Source organism: Sphingomicrobium nitratireducens (genome assembly GCF_026157035.1).
In the GTDB taxonomy this organism is placed as follows: domain Bacteria; phylum Pseudomonadota; class Alphaproteobacteria; order Sphingomonadales; family Sphingomonadaceae; genus Sphingomicrobium; species Sphingomicrobium nitratireducens.
In genome coordinates this window covers 205902-230350 of sequence record NZ_JANJZA010000001.1, presented here as the reverse complement: position 1 = coordinate 230350, position 24449 = coordinate 205902, and the positions used below count along the sequence as shown (strand labels likewise).

The window sequence follows — 24449 nt, the reverse complement described above, 5'->3', positions numbered from 1 at the left end:
TGGAAGGAGAACGGACGTGCAACTGCGCCTTCCCGCCAGCGCCGTCATCCGCCGGCTCGTACCGGGCCTGCCTGTGCTGGTCGCGCTCGCCCTCGCGCTTTCGGTGTTCGCGATCGCCTTCGCCGGAATCACGCTGACGCGCGAGTCCGGGCGGATCGCGGTCGTCTGGTTGTCCAACGCGGTAACCGTGGCCGTCATGTTGCGCGCGGCGCCACGCCATCATCTCGGCCTTGCCGTCGCGGCGTTCGTCGGCCTTCTCGCGGCGAATCTCGCACATCACGACCCGCTTGCCCGGGCACTCGCCCTGGGCACTGCCAATCTTGCCGAGGTCGCGCTTGTCGTGACGATGGTCGCGCCGGCGCTCGCCCCGTCGCAAAGTTTCGATCAGGGCCGAGCCATCGCGCGCCTCCTTCTTGCTTCGATCCTTGCGCCGCTCCTGTCGGCCGCAATCGCGTCGGCCTGGCTCGTGGGCATCGAGGGCGCTCCCTTCGTACCGAGTTACTTGAGCTGGGCGGTTTCGGATGCGCTGGGACTGATGATCGTCGCTCCGTTGCTCCTCTCGCTCCCGCCCCGCTTGAGGAGTTGGTGGCGCGCTCGCAAGACCTTGCGCCCGCGCGACGCCGCGGAAGGCATTGCCTTGTTCTCGGCGCTGCTGGTGCTGTGCGCGGCGGCCTTCACCCAGGGCCAGCCGCCATTGCTCTTCCTGCTCGCCCCGCTCTTCGTGCTGGCGGCTTTCCGCCTCAACCTGCCGGCCGCGACGCTGGCGATCTTCTGTTGCTCCGCGATCGCGATCGGGGCGACCGCCCTCGAACTCGGGCCGCTTGCCGAGATTTCGAGCGACCGCTCGATCCGTATCACGGCGCTCGAGACGTTCGTCGCAACACTCGTATTCCTCGTGCTGCCGGTGCGGGCGGTCATCAGCGAACGCGACCGGCTGGGCGACGCCTTCGAGCGAAGCGAGCGCAAGTTCCTGCGGATCGCTGAGGCGTCTCCGGCAGGCATCCTCCATCTCGATCCCGCGGGGCGGGCGACCTGGGTCAACAATTGCTGGCTCCGCCTGACCGGCCAGACCCGCGCCGACCTGCTCGAGGGCAGCTGGCTCGACGCGATCGCACCGGAGGACCGAGGCAAGGCCCAGTCACTGTGGGCCCGGGCACGCGCGACGCTGGAGCCCGTCCGCGAAGAGTTCGCCGCGCTGCGCATCGAACGGGGTGTGTCGGGCCAGCCGCGGGGCGCGCGCACGACCGACTTCTCGCAAGCGCGGACCTGGGTGGACCTGTCGATCCATCCGGAAACCGATCGCGAGGGGGACCACGGCGGCTTCGTCGCGCGGCTCGCGGACATCACCCAGCGTCGCCGCGCCGAAGAGCGGCTCGTGGAATCCGAGGGACTCTATCGACTGGTCACCGAGAATGCCGGCGACATCGTGATCCGCCTCGGGCTCGACGGGATGCAACATTACGTGTCCAGTGCGTCCCAACGTGTCCTCGGACTCGCGCCCGAGGAAATGGTCGGCCACCGCCTCTCCGATTACGTTCACCCGTCCGATCAGGAAATGCTCGTCCATGCCCTTAGCGACCTGCTCGTCGGAAGCGGGACGCCGCAGATGCGCTATCGCCAGCGCCATCGCGACGGGCGTTACCTTTGGGTCGAGGCGGGCTTTCGCCTGGTTCACGACCCTGCAACCGGGGATCCGCGCGAGCTGGTCGCGACCGTGCGCGACATCAACCGCCGCTTCGAAGCGGAGAGGATCGCGACCGAATCCGCAGCCAAGCTGCGCGAAAGCAACCGCGTCCTCAGCCTCGCCGAGGACCTTGCGGGGGTGGGGCACTGGCGGCTCGACCTGAGGACGCGCAGCTTCGACTATTCGCATCAGGTCAATGCGATCACGCAAATCGAACGCGACGACGCGATCTCGGCGCGGCGTGCGTTGCGCTGCCTCGTTCCCGCGGATCGCGGCACCCTGCTCTCGACGCTGGCGCGCGCGCGCCGCGCGGAGCGGGCATGCGAATGCAGCGTCGATCTGGCGACGGCGCAAGGCGAAGTCAGGCATCTCAGGGTGGTGCTGCAGGCCGATCGCGATGAGGCGGGCGAGGTTCAGGGATATGTCGGCGTCGTTCGGGACGTCACGGTCCAGCGCAATGCACACCGCGAATTGGCCGCATCGCGCGACCGGGCGCGGTCGGCGGCCGAGGCCAAGTCGCAGTTTCTCGCAACGATGAGCCACGAGATCCGCACGCCGATGACGGGTGTGCTCGGAATGATCGACCTATTGCTCGCCAAACCTGGGCAGGCCGACCGCGAACGCTATCTCGGCATGCTCAAGACGTCCGCCGACTTGCTGATGGCGGTGCTCGACGACATTCTCGATTTCTCGCGTCTGGAGAGCGGCAAGGTGAAGATCGAGCGGCGCGATTTCGCGTTGTCCCCGATGCTTGCCGACGCCGTTGCGCTGTACGAGCCGTCGGCCAGCGAAAAGGGGATCGACCTTGTCTTCGAGAACCGGATCGAGGGCGACCCGTTCGTGAAGGGAGACCCGGTTCGCCTGCGCCAGCTGCTCGGCAACCTCGTCTCCAACGCGATCAAGTTCACGCCTGCCGGGTCGGTCACTGTGACCGCACGATCGCGCCGGGAGGCGGACGGGTTGCACCTGTCGCTTCGGGTCGCCGACACCGGGATCGGGATCGACCCCGCGGCGGCCGAGCGCCTGTTTCAACCGTTCAGCCAGGCCGACGCGACGACATCGAGGCGCTTCGGCGGGACGGGGCTCGGCCTGGCGATTTGCAACCGACTGGTCGGCGCGATGGGCGGGACGATCGGCTTCGACAGCGCGCTCGGTCGAGGATCGACCTTTCGCATCGACCTCGGGCTGGAAAAGGGCGACCCGGCGCGCGCCGAGGCGCAAGGACCCGACGCAGGCGCGATCCGCTCGCCACGCGTCCTGTCGATCCTCGTGGCCGAGGACAATCCGGTCAACCAGATGCTGATCGGCGCGATGCTGCGCGCGGCCGGGCACCGGGTGACTTGCGTCGAGAACGGGCGGCTCGCGGTCGAGGCGGCCCGGGCGGAGCGCTACGACGCGATCATCATGGACATGCAGATGCCCGAACTGGACGGACTTGCCGCGACGCGGCTGATCCGCGCCTCCGACGGGCCGTGCGCCGCGATCCCGATCCTTGCGCTCACGGCCGACGCTAGCCCGGAGCGGCGGCGTTTCTACGACGGTGCGGGCCTCAGCGCCTTTCTGACCAAACCGATCGACCAAGCGGCGCTGCTCGACCAGTTGGCGGCGATCGCGGGGCTGGCGGCGTCGGGTGACAAGGGAGACGAGCAACGTCGATCGGCCGCGCCGCCGCTCCCGCCGTCTCCCGCCTTGTTCGACCGCGACCAGCTGGCGCAGTTGCGCACGGCGCTGGGAGAGGCGCGCCTCGACAACCTGCTCGGGCTGCTCGACATCGAGGCCGAGGCGCGGCCGCGCGACATCGAGGCGGCGCTCGCCGAGGGGGAGGGCGAGACCGTCCTGCGCATCGCGCACAGCCTCAAGGGCGCTGCAAGCAGTATAGGGGCCGAGGCGCTGGCGCGCTGTGCGCAGGCGTTCGAGGCGCAAGACGCCGACCCACATCGATGCCTCGCGGCCCTTCACGGGGCTGCGACACGCACGCGAAAGGCGATCGCGGCGCTGCGTCAACGCGAGGACGATGGCAAGGGCGAGGCGGGAAAACGCGGTCGATCGGCGCGAAGGACAGCCTGATTCGGTCTCGTTGCAGCGACGGACCCGGCCCGAGTGCGTACGGGGCGTCTTTTGGCTGGCACCATCGCGTTGCCGCGCTATAACGAGTGACCAATCACTCAAACGCGGGGGCTAGGATCAGCAATGAAAGCGACACTTGAACGGGCGGTGCTCCTCAAGAGCCTGGGCCATGTCCAGTCGGTCGTCGAGCGGCGCAATACCATTCCGATCCTTTCCAACGTGATGCTCGAGGCGGGCGACGACGGCTCGCTGCGCCTGATGGCGACCGACCTCGACCTCCAGGTCGACGAAAAGGTCGCAGCCCAGGTCGAGCAGGCCGGCGCGACAACCGTGCCCGCGCACACCTTCTTCGACATCGTTCGCAAGCTGCCCGAGGGCGCGCAGGTCGAACTGACCGCCGCCGACGGAAAGATGCAGGTCGTCGCGGGCCGCGCGCGCTTCAATCTGCAGACGCTGCCGCGCGACGATTTCCCGGTAATCGCGGAAGGCGAGCTGCCGACCCGGTTCGAACTGCCTGCGGCGACGCTCAGGCAGATCATCGACAAGACGCGCTTCGCCATCTCGTCGGAAGAGACGCGCTATTACCTGATGGGCATCTTCTTTCACGTCGACGACGACAAGCTGAAGGCCGCCGCGACAGACGGTCACCGCCTTGCGCGCGTCACCGTGGACAAGCCCGAGGGCGCCGACGGCATGCCCGACATCATCGTCCCCAAGAAGTGCGTCGGCGAATTGCGCAAGCTGCTCGACGAGGTCGAGGGCACGGTCGAGATCTCGCTGTCTGCCTCGAAGGTCCGCTTCGGGCTGGGTTCGGCGGTCCTGACTAGCAAGCTGATCGACGGCACCTTCCCCGACTACAACCGCGTCATCCCGACCGGCAACGACAAGCTGATGAAGGTCGACCCCAAGAGCTTCATGGACGGCGTCGACCGCGTTGCGACCATCGCCAGCGAGAAGACCCGCGCGGTCAAGATGGCGCTGGGCAAGGACAAGGTGACGCTGTCGGTGACCAGCCCCGAGAACGGCGTCGCGGTCGAGGAAGTGCCGGCCGACTATGGTAGCGACGGGCTCGAGATCGGCTTTAACGCGCGCTATCTCATGGACATCCTCCATGAGATCGAAGGCGATACGGTCGAAGTCCACTTCGCGGACGCCGCCGCGCCGACCCTGCTGCGCGAGAACGACCAAAGCCAGGCGCTCTACGTGCTGATGCCGATGCGTGTCTAAACCGCCGAGCGTAGGCCAAGCGGAGCGAAGCGAGTGAGGCCTACGCGAAGAGACGGTGCAGACCGGACAGCGGGTTGCGAAGCAATCCAGTCTGACGGCGCGGGCTGCCCCGCGCCGTTCTGCTACGAGTAAGCGGCATGACCGCCCTTTCGCGCCTCTCTCTCACCGATTTCCGCAATCACGCCGATGCGCTGCTCGGGCTGGCGCCGGGGTTCGTGATGCTGTCGGGCGACAACGGGGCGGGCAAGACGAACATTCTCGAAGCCGTGTCGATGCTTGCGCCGGGCCGCGGACTGCGGCGCGCGGCGCTGCGCGACATGGCGCGGCAGGCCGGGCCCGGAGGCTTTTCCGTGGCGGCGCGGCTGGAGGACGGGACCGAGCTTGGTACCGGCACGCTCGCGGCCGCGCCCGACCGGCGGCAGCTAAGAGTCAACGGGGCCAATGCCCCCCTCTCGCAACTGGCCGAGCGGCTCGCCATCCTGTGGCTGACGCCCGCGATGGACCGGCTGTTCGCCGACAGCAAGGCGGCGCGGCGCGCTTTCCTCGACCGGCTGACGCTTGCGCTCGAACCGGGGCACGGGCACCATGCCAGCCGCTACGAGGCCGCGATGCGCGCGCGCAACAAGCTGCTCGCCGAACCCGAGAGCGCCGACCCCGACTGGTTGTCCAGCCTCGAAGCCGGTATGGCCGAGCATGGAGAGGCGCTTCACGCGGCGCGCGAAAGAACGGTCGCGTCACTGTCGGAGGCGGTCGCGGGTGCGCCCGTAGGGAATTTCCCGAAAGCCGGCCTCGTGCTCACCGGCTATGACGGCGGCGACCTGCGACAACAGTTGCGTACCTCGCGCACGCGCGATGGGCAGGCCGGGCGCACGCTCGTCGGCCCACACCGCCAGGACCTCGAAGTCTCCCATCTCGAGAAGAACCAACCCGCCAGCCTGTCGTCGACCGGCGAGCAGAAGGCGCTGCTCCTGGGCCTCGTCCTGGCGCATGGCGAACTGGTCGAGACGCGGCGCGGCATGGCGCCGATCCTGCTTCTCGACGAGGTCGCTGCGCACCTTGATCCGGGACGGCGCGAGGCACTTTACGAAAGGCTCGAAGGGCGCGGGCAGGTGTGGATGACGGGAACCGAAGCCGCGCTGTTCGACGGCGTCGAAGGGACCCGCTTTCATGTGGCCGACGGACGGGTCGAAGCGAATTAACTGGTAATTCAGACGGATTGCCCTATATCGCACCGCAACATCGGCGCGCCGACCAGCGGCGTGATGCTCCCCAAGGGGAGCGCCCTGCGCGCCACCGCCAACCAATGGCCCTCTCATCACGCGGGGTATCCACCCCCTGAAATTTCAGCGTCGCGCGGCTTTTCGCGCGCGCTCGACACAAGGTATTCGCATGAAATTCTCCGATCTCGGGCTTTCGCAGCCCATTCTCGCCGCGCTCGAAGCGCGCGACTATTCCGACCCGACCCCGATCCAGCAGAAGGCGATTCCGCCCGTGCTGGCGGGCAAGGACCTCGTCGGCATCGCCCAGACGGGCACCGGCAAGACCGCAGCCTTCGTGTTGCCCACCATCCAGCGGCTGGTCGACAGCGCGCCGCAGCGGCTCGTGCCGGGGCGGGCGCGCATGCTCGTCCTCGCGCCCACGCGCGAGCTGGCGGCGCAGATCGCCACTGCCGCGCGCGGCTATGCCCAGGGCCAGCACGTGCGCGTCGGCGTCATCTTCGGCGGCGTTCCCGTGCCGCGCTCGATCCGCGAAGTCAGCCGCGGTCTCGACATTCTCGTCGCGACCCCGGGCCGCCTGCTCGATCTCGTCGACCAGCGCGTGCTCGATCTTTCCGCGCTTGAGATCCTCGTCCTCGACGAGGCCGACCAGATGCTCGACCTGGGTTTCATCCACGACCTCAAGCGGATCGTGAACATCATTCCCGAGAAGCGCCAGACGCTGTTCTTCTCGGCGACCATGCCCAAGCAGATCCGCCAGCTGGCCGATCGCTACTGCCGCAACGCGGTCGAGATCTCGGTGACCCCGGTGTCCTCGACCGCCGAGCGCGTCAGCCAGGCAGTGACGTTCGTCAACCAGAAGGAAAAGCAGGCGCTGCTGACCCTGTTCTTCCAGCACGAGCCGATCGACCTCAGCCTCGTCTTCTCGCGCACCAAGCATGGCTGCGACCGGATCGTGCGGCGCCTCAAGGCAGCCGGTATCGAAGCGGTGGCGATCCACGGCAACAAGAGCCAGGCGCAGCGCGAGCGCGCGCTCGAGGCCTTCCGCCGCGGCGACATCCGCATCCTCGTCGCGACCGACATCGCGGCGCGCGGGATCGACATTCCGGGCGTCAGCCACGTCGTCAATTTCGACCTGCCCAACGTGCCCGAGCAGTATGTCCACCGCATCGGTCGGACCGCGCGTGCGGGCCGCGAGGGCATCGCCTACAGCTTCTGCGCCGAGGACGAGCGGCCCTACCTCAAGGACATCGAGAAGCTGATCAAGCAGCGCATCGGTGCGGTGCCGCTGCCCGACAATTTCATGGGCACGGTGCAGGCGCTCCAGGCAATGCCGGAAGTGCGCGAGGACATGCGCGACGAGGAGCAGCGTGAACGTCGCGGTCCGCGTCGTGGTCCGCCGCGCCACGGCAAGAAGAAGGCCGCACATGCGATCAAGCCGGCCGGCCATCGCCCGGGAGGCGCGAAGCCCAAGAAGCCGGGCAACAAGGGGCCGCGTCGCGGTCCTCGTCGCGCCCGCGGCTAAGATACGGACGGACCAGCCCGCAAGACCTCGGACGGAAAGGCCGCGCCGTGAGCGCGGTCGAGCCGCTCGCGGTCGGTTTTCGCACTCAGAGCGTCCATCGCCCGACCGCGCGCGTCACTCGCGAGCCTTGCCATCGCGCCGGCCGCACCCGGAAATGTCTCGGCCAATCCGCCGAGCAGCTTCTGGAGCTGGATACCGACCTCGACAAGATGGGCGCCGTCGCGCGCGATCGGCAGGACGAGGTCCTCGACCATTTCCTCGAGCGAAAGGGGGTGGTCGAGCAGTCCGGGGTACGGAGCGGGTGCGCTCGGCGCATCGAGAAAACGTTCAAGAACACGCTGCGCGGACACCAGCACCGCGATAGCAGAGCCGGGGTCGTTGACTGCGGGCGACAAGGCGCGCGAAGCGATTTCCGATAACACTACCATGCCGAAACGCGGGTCCTGGTCGAGATCGCGGGACCGGTGGACGGTGAAACGCGCGCGCACCTTTTCATGGTCGAGGCCTGTCGCCGGGGGACGTGACCAGGCCAGCGGCGACCCCTTGCGCACAAATTGGCCGGGCGGCGCGCACAAGACCAATTCGACTCCTGCCTCGGTCGCCAACCCGGCGAGCGACTGGCGGTCGACATGGGCAATATAGCCCGCGCCTTCTGCAGGCACCGCAATCGCGTCTGGCGGCATCGCGATCGCTGCTCGCCCAGAAAAGATGCGGGCGCCCGGATAGGCCTCCAGCTGGTCACGACTTTTTCTCTCGACCCGCGCGATCGTGTCGCCGAGCCGACCGAAATAGGCAAGCCGTCCGATCCAGCGCAGCAGCGTGACCGCGATCCATGCGATCATGAGGATCGTGCCGATCAACAGGATGGCGCGACCCTGTTCGCCGTAGAGCCCGGTCGACAGCGCGATGACGCCAACGATCGCGAACAGGAAGCCACCGAGGAAGATCGACAGCGCGTTCTGCGCGGTCTTGTCTTCGATCAGCAACTCGGTGGCGCGCGGCGTGCCGAGCTGTGCCGCGCCCGAGAAGGCGGTGACCATTGCTGTCAGTGAGAAGGTTGTCACCGCAAGCATCGAGGAGGCGAGAATGGTGAGGATGTTGTCGGTCGCCTTGGCACCGATCTTGATGCTGAGGTCGTAAGGCATGATCGGTGCGAGCGCCGCGGCGGACAGGGCCAGCAACACCGACAGGAACGCGATCATCGCGGCGCGGAACCAGATTCGCGACAGCAATTCCCTCAAAATCCAGCGCCAGTGGGGCATCGTTCCTCCTTCGCTCTGACGCCCAACGCGACAAGTTGCCGAAAGGGCCCGCAACAGCGGGATCGAGGAGGCAAAAAAAGGGCCCAAAACGCTTGGTTTCGAAGGCCAAAAATGCCATAAAATCAGGATGAAAGTCGCCGTCCTCGCGAAAGTCCGCCTTCTGGCCTTTTCGCGTTCCTTCTCCTGACGGCGGCGCGTTCCCTAAAGCACGGAAAAGCAAGCGAATTTCGATGGCAGAAGAAGCGAACAAGAACCAGTACGGTGCCGACAGCATCAAGGTCCTCAAGGGGCTCGACGCGGTGCGCAAGCGGCCGGGCATGTATATCGGCGATACCGACGACGGTTCGGGCCTCCATCACATGGTGTTCGAAGTCTCCGACAACGCCATCGACGAGGCGCTCGCAGGCCATTGCGACCGCGTGCTGATCACGCTGAATGCCGACGGTTCGTGCAGCGTCGAGGACAATGGCCGCGGCATCCCCACCGACATGCACAAGGAAGAAGGCGTGTCGGCGGCCGAGGTGATCATGACCCAGCTCCACGCGGGCGGGAAGTTCGAGAACACGTCCGACGAGAACGCCTACAAGGTCTCCGGCGGCCTCCACGGCGTGGGCGTCTCGGTGGTCAACGCGCTGTCCGAATGGCTCGAGCTTGTCATCTGGCGCGACGGCAAGGAGCACTGGATGCGCTTCGAGCACGGCAACGCGGTGGAATCGCTTCGCGTCGTCGGCGAGGCCGTGGGCAAGAAGGGTACCAAGGTCACCTTCATGCCGAGCTCCGACACGTTCAAGTTCATCGAGTTCGACTTCGAACGGCTCGAACACCGCTTTCGCGAACTGGCGTTCCTCAACTCGGGCGTGCGCATCCTGCTGGCCGACGCGCGGCACGACGAACCGCGCGAAGTCGAGATGTACTACGAGGGCGGGATCGCCGCCTTCGTGCAGTATCTCGACCGCGCCAAGACCGCGCTGATGCCCGATCCGATCGCCATCACCGGGCAGCGCGACGATATCGGCATCGAGGTCGCGCTCGAGTGGAACGACAGCTATTACGAGAACGTCCTCGCCTTCACCAACAACATCCCGCAGCGCGACGGCGGCACACACATGTCGGCCTTCCGTTCGGCGCTGACGCGCACGCTTAACGCCTATGCGGAAAAGACCGGCCTCCTGAAGAAGCAGAAAGTGTCGCTCACCGGCGACGATATGCGCGAAGGCCTCACCGCCATCGTCAGCGTGAAGCTGCCCGATCCTAAATTCTCCTCGCAGACCAAGGACAAGCTGGTCAGCTCGGAAGTGCGCCAGCCGCTGGAAAGCCTGATTGCAGACAAGCTCAACGAGTGGCTCGAGGAGAACCCGAACGAGGCGCGGCAGGTCGTCCAGAAGGTCATCGACGCCGCGGCCGCGCGCGAAGCGGCCCGAAAGGCGCGCGAGATGACCCGCAAGGGCGCGATGACCGTCGCCTCGCTGCCGGGCAAGCTTGCCGACTGCCAGGAACGCGATCCTTCGAAGGCCGAACTGTTCCTGGTCGAGGGTGATTCCGCCGGCGGCTCCGCCAAACAGGGCCGCGACCGCAAGACGCAGGCGATCCTGCCCTTGAAGGGCAAGATCCTCAACGTCGAACGCGCGCGTTTCGACCGCATGCTGTCGTCGAAGGAAATCGGGACGATGATCCAGGCGCTCGGCACCGGCATCGGGCGTGAGGAATTCAACCTCGAAAAACTGCGCTATCACAAGATCGTGATCATGACCGACGCCGACGTCGACGGCGCGCACATCCGCACGCTGCTGCTCACCTTCTTCTACCGGCAGATGCCCGAGCTGGTCGAAGCGGGGCACCTCTACATCGCCCAGCCGCCGCTCTACAAAGTCGCGCGCGGGCGCTCCGAGGTCTACCTCAAGGACAATGCCGCGCTCGACGACTATCTGATCGACGCAGGGCTCGACGGCCTGCTGCTCGACGGGGCCGAAGGAGAGCGCACCGGTGCCGACCTGCGCGCGCTGATCGACCATGCGCGCCGCTTCCGCACGCTGATGGGCTATGCCCCGCGCAAGTACGATCCGGCGCTGGTGGAAGCGCTCGCGCTCAACGGCGCGCTCGATCCCGCGCTCGACAGCAAGGGCAAGGTTGCCGCAGCCGACAAGACCGCCAAGTGGATGGGGCTCGAGGATCTCGAGGCCAAGTGGTCGGGCGACGTCGGCGAGGATGGCGGCTACGTCTTCCGGCGCGAATGGCGCGGGGTGACCGACGCGATGCTGGTCGGCCCGAGCTTCGTCGCCTCGGCGGAGGCGCGCAAGCTTCACAAGCTCGCCAGCGAGCAGGCTTCGGCCTACGCGACGCCGGGCACGCTCAAGGCGTTGCGCTCGGATGGCGAGGAAGCCGAGAACCGCAAGGCGGTGATGGTGACCGGGCCGACGAGCCTGCTCGACGCGGTCCTCGCGGCGGGCCGCAAGGGCCTCTCGATCCAGCGCTACAAGGGGCTGGGCGAGATGAACGCGGACCAGCTGTGGGAAACCACGCTCGACAAGGAGAACCGCTCGCTGCTGCGGGTCGAGGTCGACCAGGCCGACGTCGCCGACGAGATCTTCACCCGCCTGATGGGGGATGTCGTCGAACCGCGCCGCGAGTTCATCCAGGACAACGCCTTGAACGTCGCGAACCTCGACGTTTGAGGAACGAGCGCGCGGGACGCGTGTTGGCGAAGCGATGACCCGCTCGCTCACCGTCGCGTCCTTCAACATCCGCAAGGCGATCGGGACCGACCGGCGGCGTCGGCCCGATCGGGTGCTCGACGTTCTTGCGGAGATCGATCCCGACATCGTCGCGCTGCAGGAAGCCGACAAGCGCGTCGGCACACGCGGGGCGGCGGTGCCGCACGCGCTGATCGACGACCATGGCGCATTCGAGGCGGTCGACTTCGACGTGTCGCATCCCAAGCTGCTCGATCGCGTGCCCGCCCATCCGTTGACCCAGCCCCTGATGGAGCGGCTGGATACGCGCAATCTCGGCTGGCATGGCAACGCGATCCTCGTGCGCAAGGGGACCAAGGTGCTCGACTGCGCCGCGCTCGACCTGCCGACGCTCGAGCCGCGCGGCGCGGTGATGGCCGAGCTCGACATCGGCGGGCGCGAAGTGCGCGTGATCGGCATGCATCTCGACCTGTCGGGCCTGTGGCGCAGCCGCCAGGCGCGGCGAATTCTCGCCCATGTCGAGGCGCGTCATCGCCACATGCCCACGATCATCATGGGCGACACCAACGAGTGGCGCGAGGCGACCGGCTGCATCGAGGCGTTCGGGACGCGCTTCCGCCCCGCACCGTGCGGGCCCAGCTTCCACAGCCGCAAGCCCGTCGCCGCGCTCGACAAGATCCTCGTCGACCACGCGCTCCATATCGAGGCGGCAGGCGTCCACCGCAGCCCCGCCGCGCACAAGGCGAGCGATCATCTGCCAGTCTGGGCGCGGGTGCGCTTCCAGCGCGGGAAGTAGGGCCTAGCGCCCTTCCATCTTGCGCTGGCGGCGGCGCTGGACCGAACTGCCGATCCCCATCGCCTCGCGATATTTCGCGACCGTGCGCCGCGCGAGTTCGAACCCCTGGTCGGCAAGCAGCGTCACCAGCGTGTCGTCGGAAAGGATCTTGTCCTCCTCGTCGATCAGCTTCTTGATCGCCGCCTTGACCGCGAGCGCCGAGGCGCCGTCCTCGCTGTCCGCCGTGCCGACCCCCGAGCCGAAGAAATATTTGAGCTCGTAGGTACCGCGTTCGCAGATCAGATACTTGTTCGAGGTCACGCGGCTGACGGTGGATTCGTGGACTTCGACCGCCTCGGCGACCCTCGCCAGCGTCATCGGCTTCAAGGCGCTGACGCCCTGTTCGAAGAAGCCCTGCTGCTGCCTGACGATCTCGGCGGCGACCTTGGTGATGGTCTGCGCGCGCTGGTCGAGCGCCTTCACCAGCCAGTTGGCGCTGGCGAGATTCTCGCTCAGCCAAGCCTTGGAATGCTTGTCCTGCGGGCCTTGCCTGAGCTGCGCGTGATACTCCTTGTTGACCAGCACGCGCGGCAGGGCGTCGGGGTTGAGGCGGACTTCCCAACCCTCGCGCCCCTTGGTCACGATCACGTCGGGGGTGATCGCCTCTGCGGGGGCCTCGGAATAAGCGAGGCCGGGCTTGGGATCGTAGCTGCGCAATTCGCGCACCATGTCGGCAAGGTCCTCGTCGTCGACGTCGCAGATGCGCTTGAGGTCCTTCATCCGCCCCTTGGCGAGGAGGTCGAGATTCTGGAGCAGCCGCTCGATGCACGGGTCGAAGCGGTCGGCTGCCTTGGCCTGGAGCGCGAGGCACTCGGCAAGGTCGCGCGCGCCGATGCCGGGCGGGTCCAGTGACTGGACGAGTTCGAGCGCTTTCTCCTGGTCGCGCGCGTCGAGCGGCAGGTGGCCGAGCACGATGCCGAGCGGCAGCTCGAGATAGCCGGTGTCCTTGAGCGACAGGATGATCGCTTCGGCGCCCTCGGCGATCGGCCCGCTCGCGCCGTGAAGCTGGGCGAGAAGATGTTCGGCGAGCGAATGTTCGCGATATTCGAGCCGGTCGAAATCGAACGCCTCCGCGTCGGGATCGGCGGGCATGCCGAGATCGGCATAGCTGTCCGTATCGCGCGCAGCCTCGCGGTCGTCATAGTCGAGCGCGGCCCCGTCGTCGCCCGCGCCCATCAGTTCGGCGCTGTCGGGATCGCCCGCCTCGTCGGCATATTCGTCATACTCGCGGTCTTCGGCGCGTTCTTCGCCGCGATCGTCGCGCTGCACTTCGAGCAGCGGGTTCTTGGCGATCTCGTCGGCGATGACCTGCTCGACCTCGAGGCTGGAGAGCGCCAGCAGCTTGATCGCCTGCTGCAGCTGCTGGGTCATGACCAGCGACTGGGTCTGGCGGATATCGAGACGGGGGCCGAGGGCCATGCGGACCACTCCCCCTAGAGCGCGAAGCTCTCGCCGAGATAGAGGCGGCGCACTTCGGCGTCGGCGACGAGCGCCTGGGGCGTGCCCTGAAACAGCACCTGACCGTCGTAGATGATGCAGGCGCGGTCGACGATGTCGAGCGTCTCACGGACGTTGTGGTCGGTGATCAGCACCCCGATGTCGCGCTTCTTCAATTCCTTGATGAGGTCGCGAATGTCGCTGATCGACAGGGGATCGATGCCCGCGAACGGCTCGTCGAGGAGCATGATGGAGGGGTCGGCCGCGAGCGCGCGCGCGATTTCGCAGCGGCGGCGCTCGCCCCCGGATAGCGCCATCGCCGGGCTGGTGCGCAGGCGGGTGAGGCCGAATTCGTCGAGCAGCGTCTCGAGCCGGGCCTCGCGGGCGTCCGGGTCGGGCTCGGCGACCTCGAGGACGGCAAGGATGTTCTGCTCGACCGTGAGCCCGCGAAAGATCGAGGTCTCCTGCGGCAGGTAGCCGAGGCCGAGGATCGCGCGGCGGTACATCGGCAGGTCGGTAATGTCCTCCCCGTCGAGGATGATACGCCCGGCGTCGGGGCGCACGAGCCCCATGACCGAGTAGAAGCTGGTCGTCTTGCCCGCACCGTTGGGGCCGAGCAGCCCGACCACCTCGCCGCGCGCGACCGCCATCGAGACGTCCTTGAGCACGACCTTCTTGTCGTAGCTCTTGGCGATCGACTTCACCTGCAGCCCGCGTACCTCGACTTCGCTCGGGACTTCCGAGAGGTCGGTGCGGGCCTGGTCGGTGAGGTCGTGCATGGAAAAGCGCGCTCGTCCTAGTTGCGCCGCGGGACGGTGAAGCGGCCGGTGACGCGCCCGCCCGACTGGTCGACGCCGGCCGGCCCGCCGTCGATCACCGCACGACCGCTGTCGAGGTCGATGATGAGGCGCGAACCGAAAATCTCGTTGGGCCCCTGCGCAAGCCGGACATTGCCAACCATGGTGATGATCGAACGGTCGAGATCGTAAACCGCATAATCGCCGCGCGCGGTCTCGCTGGCGCTGGTGACGGTGACCCCGCCCGAGGCGTCGAGCCGCTTGATGGCGATCCCGTCACCCGAAACGTAGGCGATGCGCAGCCGCTCGGTAGTCATGCTCAGCCCGGCCTGGTTGACGACCACATTGCCGATAAACAGCGCGCGGTCGGCGCGGTCCTGAACCTCGATGCGGTCGGCGGCGACGTCGACGGGGGCGTTGATGTCATGCCCGCGCAGTGCCGACGAGCGCGCCTGGGCGCTGGCCATCGAGCTGGCGGCGCCTCCCAGGGCGAGGGCGCCGAGCGCGGCGAGGATGAAGCGGTTGGCACGCATATTGCTCATCTGACGGCACCTTGCTCGATTTTCAACCTTGCGCGACCCTCTAGTGCGATGGTCCGCTCGCCAAGATCGGCGGAAAGACCGCCAGCGCTGAACGAACCGAGCCGCATTTCGCCCGACACGGGGCCATCGCTCTTGAGGGTGCGCTCGTCGAGGTCGACGACCACATCGCGCGTGGCGAGCTTGTAACCGTCGGGTCCGTCGACATCGAGATCGCCGACGATACGCACCGTCTCGTCCTCGATGTCGTAGCGCCCGCGGCCGGCGACGATGGTCAGCGGCCCGCGCTCCATGTCGAGCCGCGCGGCCATGCCGGTGATGACGACCACCGGCACTTTGCTCGACTGCTGCAAGGCGCGATTGGCGACGATGGTGAAGCGCTGCCCCTTATTGTCCTCGCCGATGTAGCGCGCCTTTTCGACCCGCATCCGCTCGGGCGCCTTCTCGACGTCCTTGGAATCGAGGATGAAGCTGACGTCCCCGCGGCTGCCGAACGGGGCGAACAGAAGGATCAGGAGAACGAGGCCCCCGACGACCGGGAGGCCGAGCTTGGTCCACCGCACGACGCGATCGTGGCGGCTGCCGGGCAACGCCCAGCGCCGCTTGATCGCGCGTTCGCGGCGGGCGGCTTCGCTCATCGACTAGCTGTGCGCGAAAATGTCGACCTCGTCCCAGCCGGCGAGGTCGAGCATCGCGCGGGCGGGGAGGAAGTCGAAGCAGGCCTGGGCGAGGCCGGTGCGATGCTCGCGCTCGAGGCGGCGATCGAGTTCCTCCTTGAGGCGGTGGAGAAAGCGCACGTCGCTCGCGGCATAGTCGCGCTGCGCGTCGGACAGGTTGGGCCCGCCCCAGTCAGACGACTGCTGCTGCTTGGAAATGTCCGAGCCGAGCAGTTCCTTGACCAGTTCCTTGAGACCATGGCGGTCGGTGTAGGTGCGCACGAGGCGGCTGGCGGTGCGGGTGCAGTAGACCGGCGCGGCCATGATCCCGAGATAGGCGCGCATGATCGCGATATCGAAGCGCGCGAAATGGTAGAGCTTAAGGCGGCCAGGGTCGGACAGCAGCGCCTTGAGGTTGGGTGCGGCATAGTCGCTGTCGGGCCCGAAGCGGACGAGATGTTCGTCGCCATTGCCGTCGGAAAGCTGCACCAGGCACAATCGGTCGCGACCCGGCTGGAGCCCCATCGCCTCGGTGTCGACCGCGATCGGGCCGTCGGCGAACAGGTCGCCCGAGGGCAGGTCTTCTTCGTGGAAATGGATCGCCATGGTGTCCTTCTCGCGCTTGGTTCGGGCCGCTCTTAGTCGCTTCGTCCCTACCATGCCAGCCGCACCCGAGGGAATCACTAGGACGTTCGCGGTTTTTCCTGTATGAAGCGCGACTGTGCGCATGCCGAAACAGGCTGCGCATGGCCGATGACGCGACGAGTCCCCGCGTCCACGGTCGTGAATTCGGGGGCTGACAAAGTTTGGATAGGCATGGGTTTCGACAGAGGGCGTAAGGGCGACCGCGGTGGCCGCGGACGCGACAAGCGGGACGGTTTCTTCGGCGAAGATCAGTTTGGCGAGCGCAGCGGTTTCCAGGACCGTGGCGCCGGCGGCGGCTATGGCGGCGATCGCTTCGGCGGCGGCGGTGGCGGCGGCGGTTATGAAGACCGCGGCGGTTACGGCGGCGGCGGTGGCGGCGGCTATCGTGGCGGCGGCGGTGGCGGTGGCTATCGCGGCGGCGGCGGTGGTGGCGGCGGCTTCCGCGGCGGTGGCGGGATGCCCCCCCAGGTCGTCGGCGAAGGCAAAGGCGTCGTCAAATTCTTCAATCCGCAGAAGGGCTTCGGCTTCATCGTGCGTGATGATGGTGGCGACGACGTGTTCGTCCACATCTCTGCTGTCGAACAGGCCGGCCTCAGCGATTTGGCCGACGGCCAGCCGCTCGAATTCACGCTGGTGGATCGTGGCGGGCGCGTCTCGGCGACCAACCTCGTCATCGATGGCGAGCCGATGGCGGTCGAACGCGGCGGCGGCGCCGGTGCCGGCGATCGCGGCGGCTTCAACAAGCGCGAGCTGACCGGCGAGACGGCGACCGGCGTGGTCAAGTTCTTCAACGCCATGAAGGGCTTTGGTTTCATCCAGCGCGACGACGGCCAGCCCGATGCGTTCGTGCACATCTCGGCCGTCGAACGTGCCGGTCTCCCCTCGATCAACGAGGGCGACCGATTCGAATTCGACATCGAGGTCGATTCGCGCGGCAAGCATGCCGCGGTGAACCTCAAGCCGGCGAGCTGATCGCCCGACAGGTTCGAGAAAAGGCCCGTCCGGGAAACCGGGCGGGCTTTTCTTTTGGGCGGGACGCACGCAAGGACGCCGCATGGCACGCCTTGCGACGAGCAACGATATTCCCGCGCTCCACGCGCTGATCGAGTCCGCCTATCGCGGCGACAGCGCCAAGCGGGGCTGGACCTACGAATCGGACCTGCTTGGCGGGCAGCGGACCGATGTCGCCATGCTCGAGACGCAGCTTGGCGATCCCCGCCAGTCGATGCTGGTCATCGAGGACGGCCCCGACCTGCTTGCCTGCGTCGCGCTGGAGGATCGTGGGTCCGGCCTCTTCTATCTCGGCATGCTGACCGTCGATCCGACCCGGCAGGCGGGCGGGGTCGGCAAGCGGCTGCTGGGCCAAGCCGAGGCCTGGGTGCGCGAGCATGGCGGGACGCGGATCGAGATGACCGTCATCCGCCAGCGCACCGACCTCATCGGCTGGTACGAACGGCGCGGGTACACGCCGACCGGGGAGGCGCGGCCGTTCCCGGCGGGCGACCCGCGTTACGGGCTGCCCAAGCGCGACGACCTCGAATTCGCGGTACTCGAAAAGCGCCTTTAGGTCGCCATTGCGCGCAGCGTCTCGATGCGGTCGGCTTCCTCTGCGGGCTTGTCGTCGCGGATGCGGCTGATGCGCGGAAAGCGCATCGCGAGCCCCGACTTGTGGCGGCTCGAAGCATGGATCGAATCGAACGCCACTTCGAGGACGAGGCTTTTCTCGACCTCGCGGACGGGACCGAATCGGGCGATGGTGTTCTGCCGCACGAAGCGGTCGAGCTTCTTCAGCTCCTCGTCGGTGAACCCGAAATAGGCCTTGCCCACGGGCAGCAGCTCGCCCTCCTCGGTCCAGCAGCCGAACGTGTAGTCGGAGAAATAGGACGAGCGTTTGCCCGACCCACGCTGGGCGTACATCATCACGCAGTCGGCGTTGAGCGGATCGCGCTTCCACTTGTACCACAGGCCGACGCGCCGCCCGGCGACGTAACGGCTGTCGCGCCGCTTGAGCATTAGGCCTTCGACCCCGGTATCGCGCGCTTCCTCGCGCAGCGCATCGAGCGCGTCGAGGCTGTCGGCCTCGACGATCGAGGAAAGGTCGAAGCGGTCTTCGGGGAGATACTCGATGAAGGCTTCGAGACGCGCGCGCCGCTGCGACCAGGAGAGCCCGCGAAGGTCCTCCTTGCCGTCGATCAGGAGGTCGTAGAGCCGCACGAAGGCCGGGTAGTCCGCCTGCATCTTCTTGCTGACCGTCTTGCGGCCGAGGCGCTGCTGGAGCGCGTTGAAGCTGCCGGCTTCCCCGCCTTGCGCTTCGCCGCGCACGAGCAGTTCGCCGTCAACCACGCCGTCTTGGTCGTAGGCGGCGAGCACGTCGGGGAAGCTCGCGCCGATATCGTCGCCGGTGCGGCTGTAGAGACGGGTCTCGCCGCCCGCGCGCACCAGCTGGACGCGGATCCCGTCCCATTTCCATTCGGCGACATAGTCGGACAGGTCGATCTTCTGGTCGTCCTCGAGCGGGTGGGCGAGCATGAACGGGCGGAACACCGGCATCTCGGCGACGTCGGGCGGCTCGGCGCGGCCCTCGCCCCAGGCGAACAGTTCCTCGTAGGGCGGGGCCAGCGCGTGCCACACTTCCTCGACCGCCTCGACATCGATCCCGAACGCATCGGCGAGCGCCTGCTTGGCGAGCCGCGCGGACACGCCAATGCGCAGCGCGCCGGTGGCTGTCTTGAGGAGGGCGTAGCGGCCGCTCGCGTCGAGGTGGTCGAGCAGGTCGGCGAGGATGGCGGGTGCGTCGCTGCGGCTGGCGGCCGACAGGCGCTCGACGATCTCGGCGATGCCGATCGTGCCGTCGTCGATCTCCGGGCGGTCGTCGGCCGCGGTCGGCCACAGCAGCGAGACGGTCTCGGCCGTGTCGCCGACATAGTCTCGGCTCATCTTGAACAGGACCGGGTCGATCCTCTCCTCGGCCAATGCGCGGATGGTGGCGGGCTTGACGGCGGGAATGTCGACCTCGCCGGTCAGCACGCCCAGCGCGATGCCGCGATCCGGGTCGGGGGTCGCCTTGAGGAAGTCGCCGATCAGCTTGAGCTTGGCATTGCGCGAGCGCGTATAGGTCAGGTCGTCGAGAAGCTGGCTGAACGCGCGCATGCAAGCCTCAACCCGTCAGGCGGGCGTCGGTTCAGTCGCAAACGAAGTCGCGGCCGTCGGGGCGCGGGGCGATCGGCCGGCATTGCGGCGGGTAGCCGCGCTCGCGCCAATAGTCGTCGATCCCCATGTCCATGATCTCGGCATAGCGAGCCGGGTGCTGCAGCCATTCCTTCCAGTTTCTCATCCAGTAGATCGGGAAGACGCCATGTTGGACTTCATAGAGGCTGTCGAAGTCGCGGATCATGTAGAGCGTGAACGGATCGATGTTGCGGGGATCAACGCGAGGCTGGCCGCGGAGCTTTGCGATCTCCTTGAGGGCCTCTGCCGGGGTGAGTTGGCGGGTCGCCGCCGCCTTTACGAAGGCAAAGGTCTTTTTGGACGGGACGTTCGGGTTGAGGGAAATGACCTTGAGGGCGTCCTTTTCGCGTTTGGCCTGGATCAGGGCCATGGCGAGCAGCGAAGGCGTAATGCCCAGCGGACGACCCGCTTCTTCGGTCGCCTTCACGGCCTCGTCGAGCCGGCCATGGACGACGTCGAGCATGACGATCATCTGCCACGCGACCGTATCGGACGGATCGAGCGCAAGGGCTGCGCGACCGTCGCGATAGGCCCCCTCGAGGTCGCCGAGCGCGTAGAGAAGCTGTCCCCGCCAATTGAGCGCTAGCGAATCGCGCGGGTCGAGCGCGAGCGCGTGGTTCAGATCTTCGTACGCTTGGGCGATCTTGGCGGCGTCATAGCGTCCCATCAGCCCGACGTTCGACTTGGCAGTGTAGGCGGCCGCCATGTCGGGCTCCAGCGAGATTGCTCGGTCGACGGCTTCACGCGCCAGTCGCGGATAATCCCCAGCATCGTAATCGTCGCCCGAAAGGTAGGATTCCGAGACGGAGTAGGCGCTGGCAAGGCCGATCCAGGCCCGCGCGAAATTCGGATCGAGGTCGACCGCGCGGCGCAATTCCACCAGCACATCGTGATAGTCACCGATCGCCGATCGATCGTTGAAAAGGGCCTGCCCGCGCAGGAACGCCTGGTAGGCGGCAAGATTGTCGGTGTCCGCGGCGGCGGCGAAGCGGATCGCTTCCGCACTGCCCAGGTCGAGCTGTTTCCCGAGCTCCGCGACGATTCCCTTGGCGATCTCGTCCTGGATTTCGAACAGGTCGCTGGTGGTGAGATCGCGGTCGTAGGTCTGCGACCAGCGATGTTCGTCCGTGTTGGCGTCGATCAGCTGCGCGGTGATGCGGATGCGGTTGCCGGAGGTGCGCACGCTGCCTTCGAGGATGTGGCGCACGCCCAGTTCGTTGGCGATGGTGCGCACTGGCTTGTCGTTGCCGCGATACTGGAACGCCGACGTGCGCGAGGCGACACGCAGTCCGTCGACACGCGCGAGCACGTTGAGGATCTCCTCGGAAATCCCGTCGGCGAAGAATTGCTGGTCTCCGGCCTGCGACAGGTCTTCGAACGGGAGGACGGCGATCGAGGTCTGCTCCTCGGCCATCGTCGCGGTCGTCGGCGGGGCGGGAAAGGGAACACTGCTGTCCCACGGCTGCCAGATGAAGACGACCGCCGCGACGAGTGCGAAGAACAGCGCTCCGGCAGCGATCGCGCCGCGAGAGATGCTGCTGGCACGGTCCCGCGCTGCGGGTGCGGCGGGCGATTTATCCTCGGGATCGATGCGGTGTCGCACCGCGCTCAACAAGGCGGCCATCTCGTCATCGCCGGGCTTGCCGCTCCAGTCTTCGAGCGGAAGGGCGTGATATTGCTTGAACCCGATCGGCGGCGGGCTTCCGTCGAGGGACACCGCGACGAGCTTGTCGCTTTCCGCCGCAATTCCCGCTTCGTCCTTGACCCAGCGCGATGCGCTGCCGCTCTTCGACCAGCAGACGATGACGGCCTTGGCGGCCTCGAGTTCCGCCTCGATGTCGCGGGCGAATTCGTGACCCGCCTCGATGTGGCGGTCCCACCAGACGGTCAGGCCGTCGGCCTCCAGCGTCTCGGCGAGCCGCTCGACAAGGGCGCGATCGTCACGCGCATAGGAAATGAAGACTTCCGCCAGAAATCGGTCCTCCTCGCCCTGCCCTTATGTTGCGCCAGGTTAGCCCTTGCAAGGGCGGCTCGATCAACGGCACTCGAAGTCTCGACCATCGGCCAGCGCCGGGATGCGGCGGCAATGGGGCGGATAGCCCTTGGCGCGCCAATAGGCGCCGAGGTCCCGTTTCATCATCAACGCGTACCGCGCGGGGTGGTCGAGATAGCTCGGCCAGCCCTGCATCCAGTAGACCGGGAAATTCCCCTCGGCGATGTCGGCGAGCAGGTCGAAGCGTCGCACCATGTGCTTGCGAAACGGGGTCATGATCGCCGGCACGTCCTCGCCCAGTCGCGGGAGCAGCGCCTCGAGTTCGCGATAGGCATCGTCCGGCTCGATCCGGCGGGAGGCGATCTTGTCGAGGAGGGCGCGGTAGGCGGCGGCATCGCCGCCGATCACCGCCAGCATCTCGTCGGCCTCCTCGCCGCGATCCGCCTGCACGAGGGCGAGCGCCAAGGCGTCGGTGAGGGTCGGCAAATAGCGCTTCGCGCGTCGCTGCGCGGCGAGGGCGGCGTCGAGATCGGCTTCGAAGAGGCCCAGCGCAACCGCCAGCTGGTGGGCGACCGTGTCGTCGGGGTCGAGCGCGATGGTTCGTTCGATATCGCGGCGCGCGCCGTCGAAATCGCCGATTGTCGCCTTGAGCTGCGCGCGCCAATTGAGCGCGAGCGGTTCGTCGGGGTCGAGGTCGAGCGCGCGGTCGAACCGCATCATCGCGCGCGTCATGGTGTCGGCGTCATAGCCTTCCAGCAGTTCGATATTGGCGCCGATCCCGTGCGCCATCGGCAGGTCGGGTTTGAGTTCGAGCGTTCGCCCGATCGCCTGGCGTGCTTCGTCGGCATAACCGCCCGTCCGGAATTCTTCGGGCGAGACGTAGGTCGGGGACACCGAGAGCGCACCCGCCAGCCCCAGCCAGGCGCTGCCGAAATCGGAATCGCGGCGCACCGCCGAACGATAGGCGGCGAGCATCGATTGATAATTGTAGCCGTTGCGCGCGTAGAAGAGCGACTGGCCGCGCAGGTAATCATCATAGGCCGCAAGATCGTCGGTCTCGGCGGCGGCGGCGAACTTGAGCGTTTCGGCGTGCCCAAGATCCATCTCCGCGCCGAGCGCGGCGACGATCGCGCGGGCGATCTCGTCCTCGACCTTGAACAGCGAATCCATCGACAGGTCGCGATCGTAGCTCTGAGACCAGAGCTGGCGGTCGGTCTCGGCGTCGATCAGCTGGGCGGTTACGCGCACGCGCTCGCCGTCGCTGCGCACGCTGCCGTCAATGACGTGGCGCACGCCCAGTTCGGCGGCGATGGCGCCCGGGGACAAATCCTCGCGGTCGCGGAAGCGGAAGGCCGAGGCGCGCGGCGTGACCTGCAGCCCGTCGACGCGGGCGAGCACGTTGAGCAATTCCTCCGCGATGCCGTCGGCGAAGTGGTCCTGCCCGTCCGACGACAGGTCGCGGAAGGGCAGCACGGCGACCGAACCGCGCGCGATCTCGGTGGGAGCGGATACGACGTCGTCGCCGCCGTCGCTCCATGGTGCCCAGGCGAACAGCGCCGCCAGCAAGGCGATTGCGAACGCACCTGCCAACACGAGCTTGGGCCAGTTGGATGTCGGCCGGGGGCTGGCCAGCGGGGCCTTGGGCGCGTCCGAGAGGCGGGTGGAGAGGGCCCGCAGCAGCGCCTCGAATTCGGGCGCGGTCGGCTTGCCGTGCCAGCCCTTGAGCGAAAGCGCGTGATACTGCTTGAACCCCAGTGGCGGTTCGTCGCCGTCAAGCGACACCGAGACGAGCTTGCCGTCGCGCGCGGCCATCTCGGCTTCGTCGCGCACCCAGCGCGAGGCGCTCGCCGCATCGGACCAGCAGACGAGGACCGCGCGCGCGGCGGCCAGTTCCTGCTCGATGTCGCGGACGAATTCGTCGCCGGCGTCGATATGGTGATCCCACCAGACCGAATATCCGGCGTCTTCGAGCGCGCAGGCGAGCCGTTCGATCCTGTCCCTGTCATGCCGGGCATAGGAAATGAACAGATCGGCCAAACGCGCCCCCTCTCGGTTGCGCTATCCTAGAGGGCACTCGAGCGAGGGCGCAAGCCGATTGGGGTCAGGCGTTCTGCGCGGCTTCGAACAGGAACCAGGCGCGCTCCTCGGCGGCGTCGGTCCATTCGTCGACGATGGCGCTGGTCGCATTGTCCTTGGCCTCGTCGGCAAGGTCCTTCAATTCGCGCAAGCTCTCGACGAGCGCGAGATTGTCGTCGCGCAGCTGCTTGAGCATGTCGGCGGCAGACACGAATTTCTCGTCATTGTCCTTGATCGACTGGGTGCGCGCGATGTCGCCGATCGAGCGCAGCGTCGTGTTGCCCGTCTTGCGCACGCGTTCGGCGATGAGGTCGGTCGTGGCGAGGATCGCGGTCGCCTGCTCGTCGAACATCAGGTGATAGTCGCGAAAATGCGGGCCCGAGACATGCCAGTGGAAATTCTTGGTCTTGAGATAGAGCGCGTAGCTGTCGGCAAGAATGCCGTTGAGCGCGGTCGCGACGTCCTTGGTCTTGTTCGACTTGAGGTCGGTCGGAGTCGCGAGTTTCTCGGCGGTCGTCATTCGATTCCCTCCCGTGGGATTGCTGTCTGCAAATCCAACGCGGGCAGGGCG

Annotated in this window: 18 protein-coding genes; 8 read left to right on the top strand and 10 right to left on the bottom strand. The window is 67.1% G+C overall.

Going from position 1 to position 24449, the window contains the following annotated elements:
• The first annotated feature begins 16 nt into the window (after nt 1-16).
• The 4 genes from NNY25_RS01110 (at nt 17) to NNY25_RS01095 (ending at nt 7720) form a co-directional block, all read left to right on the top strand.
• Nucleotides 17-3751, top strand: coding sequence for a PAS domain S-box protein (locus tag NNY25_RS01110; protein WP_265569515.1), 3735 nt, complete (start codon nt 17-19; stop codon nt 3749-3751).
• 123 nt (nt 3752-3874) lie between these two features.
• Nucleotides 3875-4978, top strand: coding sequence for a DNA polymerase III subunit beta (dnaN, locus tag NNY25_RS01105; protein WP_265569514.1), 1104 nt, complete (start codon nt 3875-3877; stop codon nt 4976-4978).
• Nucleotides 4979-5115: 137 nt separating this feature from the next.
• On the top strand, nt 5116-6177 hold the full coding sequence (gene recF, locus NNY25_RS01100; protein ID WP_265569513.1) for a DNA replication/repair protein RecF: 1062 nt from the start codon (nt 5116-5118) through the stop codon (nt 6175-6177).
• Between the two features lie 190 nt (nt 6178-6367).
• Nucleotides 6368-7720 carry a DEAD/DEAH box helicase gene (locus tag NNY25_RS01095; RefSeq protein WP_265569512.1) on the top strand — a complete coding sequence of 451 codons (1353 nt, stop codon included), beginning with the start codon at nt 6368-6370 and terminating at the stop codon, nt 7718-7720.
• Here NNY25_RS01095 and NNY25_RS01090 read toward each other — a convergent pair.
• Nucleotides 7717-8982 carry a DUF2254 domain-containing protein gene (locus NNY25_RS01090; RefSeq protein ID WP_265569511.1) on the bottom strand — a complete coding sequence of 422 codons (1266 nt, stop codon included), beginning with the start codon at nt 8980-8982 and terminating at the stop codon, nt 7717-7719. The two genes, NNY25_RS01095 and NNY25_RS01090, sit on opposite strands and share 4 nt — an antisense overlap.
• A 230-nt stretch (nt 8983-9212) precedes the next feature.
• On the opposite strand from NNY25_RS01090, the gene gyrB reads away from it, so the two are divergent.
• Nucleotides 9213-11654 carry a DNA topoisomerase (ATP-hydrolyzing) subunit B gene (gene gyrB, locus NNY25_RS01085; RefSeq protein ID WP_265569510.1) on the top strand — a complete coding sequence of 814 codons (2442 nt, stop codon included), beginning with the start codon at nt 9213-9215 and terminating at the stop codon, nt 11652-11654.
• Between the two features lie 34 nt (nt 11655-11688).
• Nucleotides 11689-12468: an endonuclease/exonuclease/phosphatase family protein gene (locus NNY25_RS01080; protein WP_265569509.1), complete on the top strand. Its 780-nt coding sequence runs from the start codon at nt 11689-11691 to the stop codon at nt 12466-12468.
• Between the two features lie 3 nt (nt 12469-12471).
• Here NNY25_RS01080 and rpoN read toward each other — a convergent pair whose 3' ends face one another.
• From rpoN to NNY25_RS01055, 5 genes are read right to left on the bottom strand one after another with little or no spacing between them, the layout of a single operon-like run.
• Entirely contained in the window at nt 12472-13926 is a 1455-nt protein-coding gene (gene rpoN, locus NNY25_RS01075) for an RNA polymerase factor sigma-54 (protein WP_265569508.1), read from the bottom strand.
• A 14-nt stretch (nt 13927-13940) separates the two neighbouring features.
• Nucleotides 13941-14723 (bottom strand): LPS export ABC transporter ATP-binding protein, encoded by a 783-nt coding sequence (lptB, locus tag NNY25_RS01070; protein WP_265569507.1) that lies wholly within the window; start codon nt 14721-14723, stop codon nt 13941-13943.
• A gap of 17 nt (nt 14724-14740) precedes the next feature.
• On the bottom strand, nt 14741-15274 hold the full coding sequence (locus tag NNY25_RS01065) for an LptA/OstA family protein (RefSeq protein WP_420854346.1): 534 nt from the start codon (nt 15272-15274) through the stop codon (nt 14741-14743).
• 5 nt (nt 15275-15279) lie between these two features.
• Entirely contained in the window at nt 15280-15918 is a 639-nt protein-coding gene (gene lptC, locus NNY25_RS01060; protein WP_265569505.1) for an LPS export ABC transporter periplasmic protein LptC, read from the bottom strand.
• A 3-nt stretch (nt 15919-15921) separates the two neighbouring features.
• Entirely contained in the window at nt 15922-16542 is a 621-nt protein-coding gene (locus NNY25_RS01055) for a ribonuclease D (RefSeq protein ID WP_265569504.1), read from the bottom strand.
• Between the two features lie 210 nt (nt 16543-16752).
• On the opposite strand from NNY25_RS01055, the gene NNY25_RS11460 reads away from it, so the two are divergent.
• Both NNY25_RS11460 and NNY25_RS01040 read left to right on the top strand, forming a co-directional pair.
• Nucleotides 16753-17553: a cold-shock protein gene (locus NNY25_RS11460; RefSeq protein ID WP_276591688.1), complete on the top strand. Its 801-nt coding sequence runs from the start codon at nt 16753-16755 to the stop codon at nt 17551-17553.
• Nucleotides 17554-17635: 82 nt separating this feature from the next.
• Entirely contained in the window at nt 17636-18148 is a 513-nt protein-coding gene (locus NNY25_RS01040) for a GNAT family N-acetyltransferase (protein WP_265569502.1), read from the top strand.
• On the opposite strand, the gene NNY25_RS01035 is transcribed toward NNY25_RS01040, so the two are convergent.
• The 4 genes from NNY25_RS01035 to NNY25_RS01020 all read right to left on the bottom strand — a co-directional run bounded on the left by NNY25_RS01035 (nt 18145) and on the right by NNY25_RS01020 (nt 24398).
• The gene (locus NNY25_RS01035; RefSeq protein ID WP_265569501.1) at nt 18145-19731 is read right to left on the bottom strand and encodes a cisplatin damage response ATP-dependent DNA ligase; all 1587 of its coding nucleotides are present in this window, start codon (nt 19729-19731) and stop codon (nt 18145-18147) included. The genes NNY25_RS01040 and NNY25_RS01035 overlap by 4 nt on opposite strands.
• 31 nt (nt 19732-19762) lie before the next feature.
• Nucleotides 19763-21766, bottom strand: a complete 2004-nt coding sequence (locus NNY25_RS01030; protein ID WP_265571419.1) for a TIR domain-containing protein — start codon at nt 21764-21766, stop codon at nt 19763-19765.
• Nucleotides 21767-21844: 78 nt separating this feature from the next.
• Entirely contained in the window at nt 21845-23839 is a 1995-nt protein-coding gene (locus tag NNY25_RS01025; RefSeq protein ID WP_265569500.1) for a TIR domain-containing protein, read from the bottom strand.
• Between the two features lie 64 nt (nt 23840-23903).
• Nucleotides 23904-24398: a Dps family protein gene (locus NNY25_RS01020; protein WP_265569499.1), complete on the bottom strand. Its 495-nt coding sequence runs from the start codon at nt 24396-24398 to the stop codon at nt 23904-23906.
• Nucleotides 24399-24449: the final 51 nt, after the last annotated feature.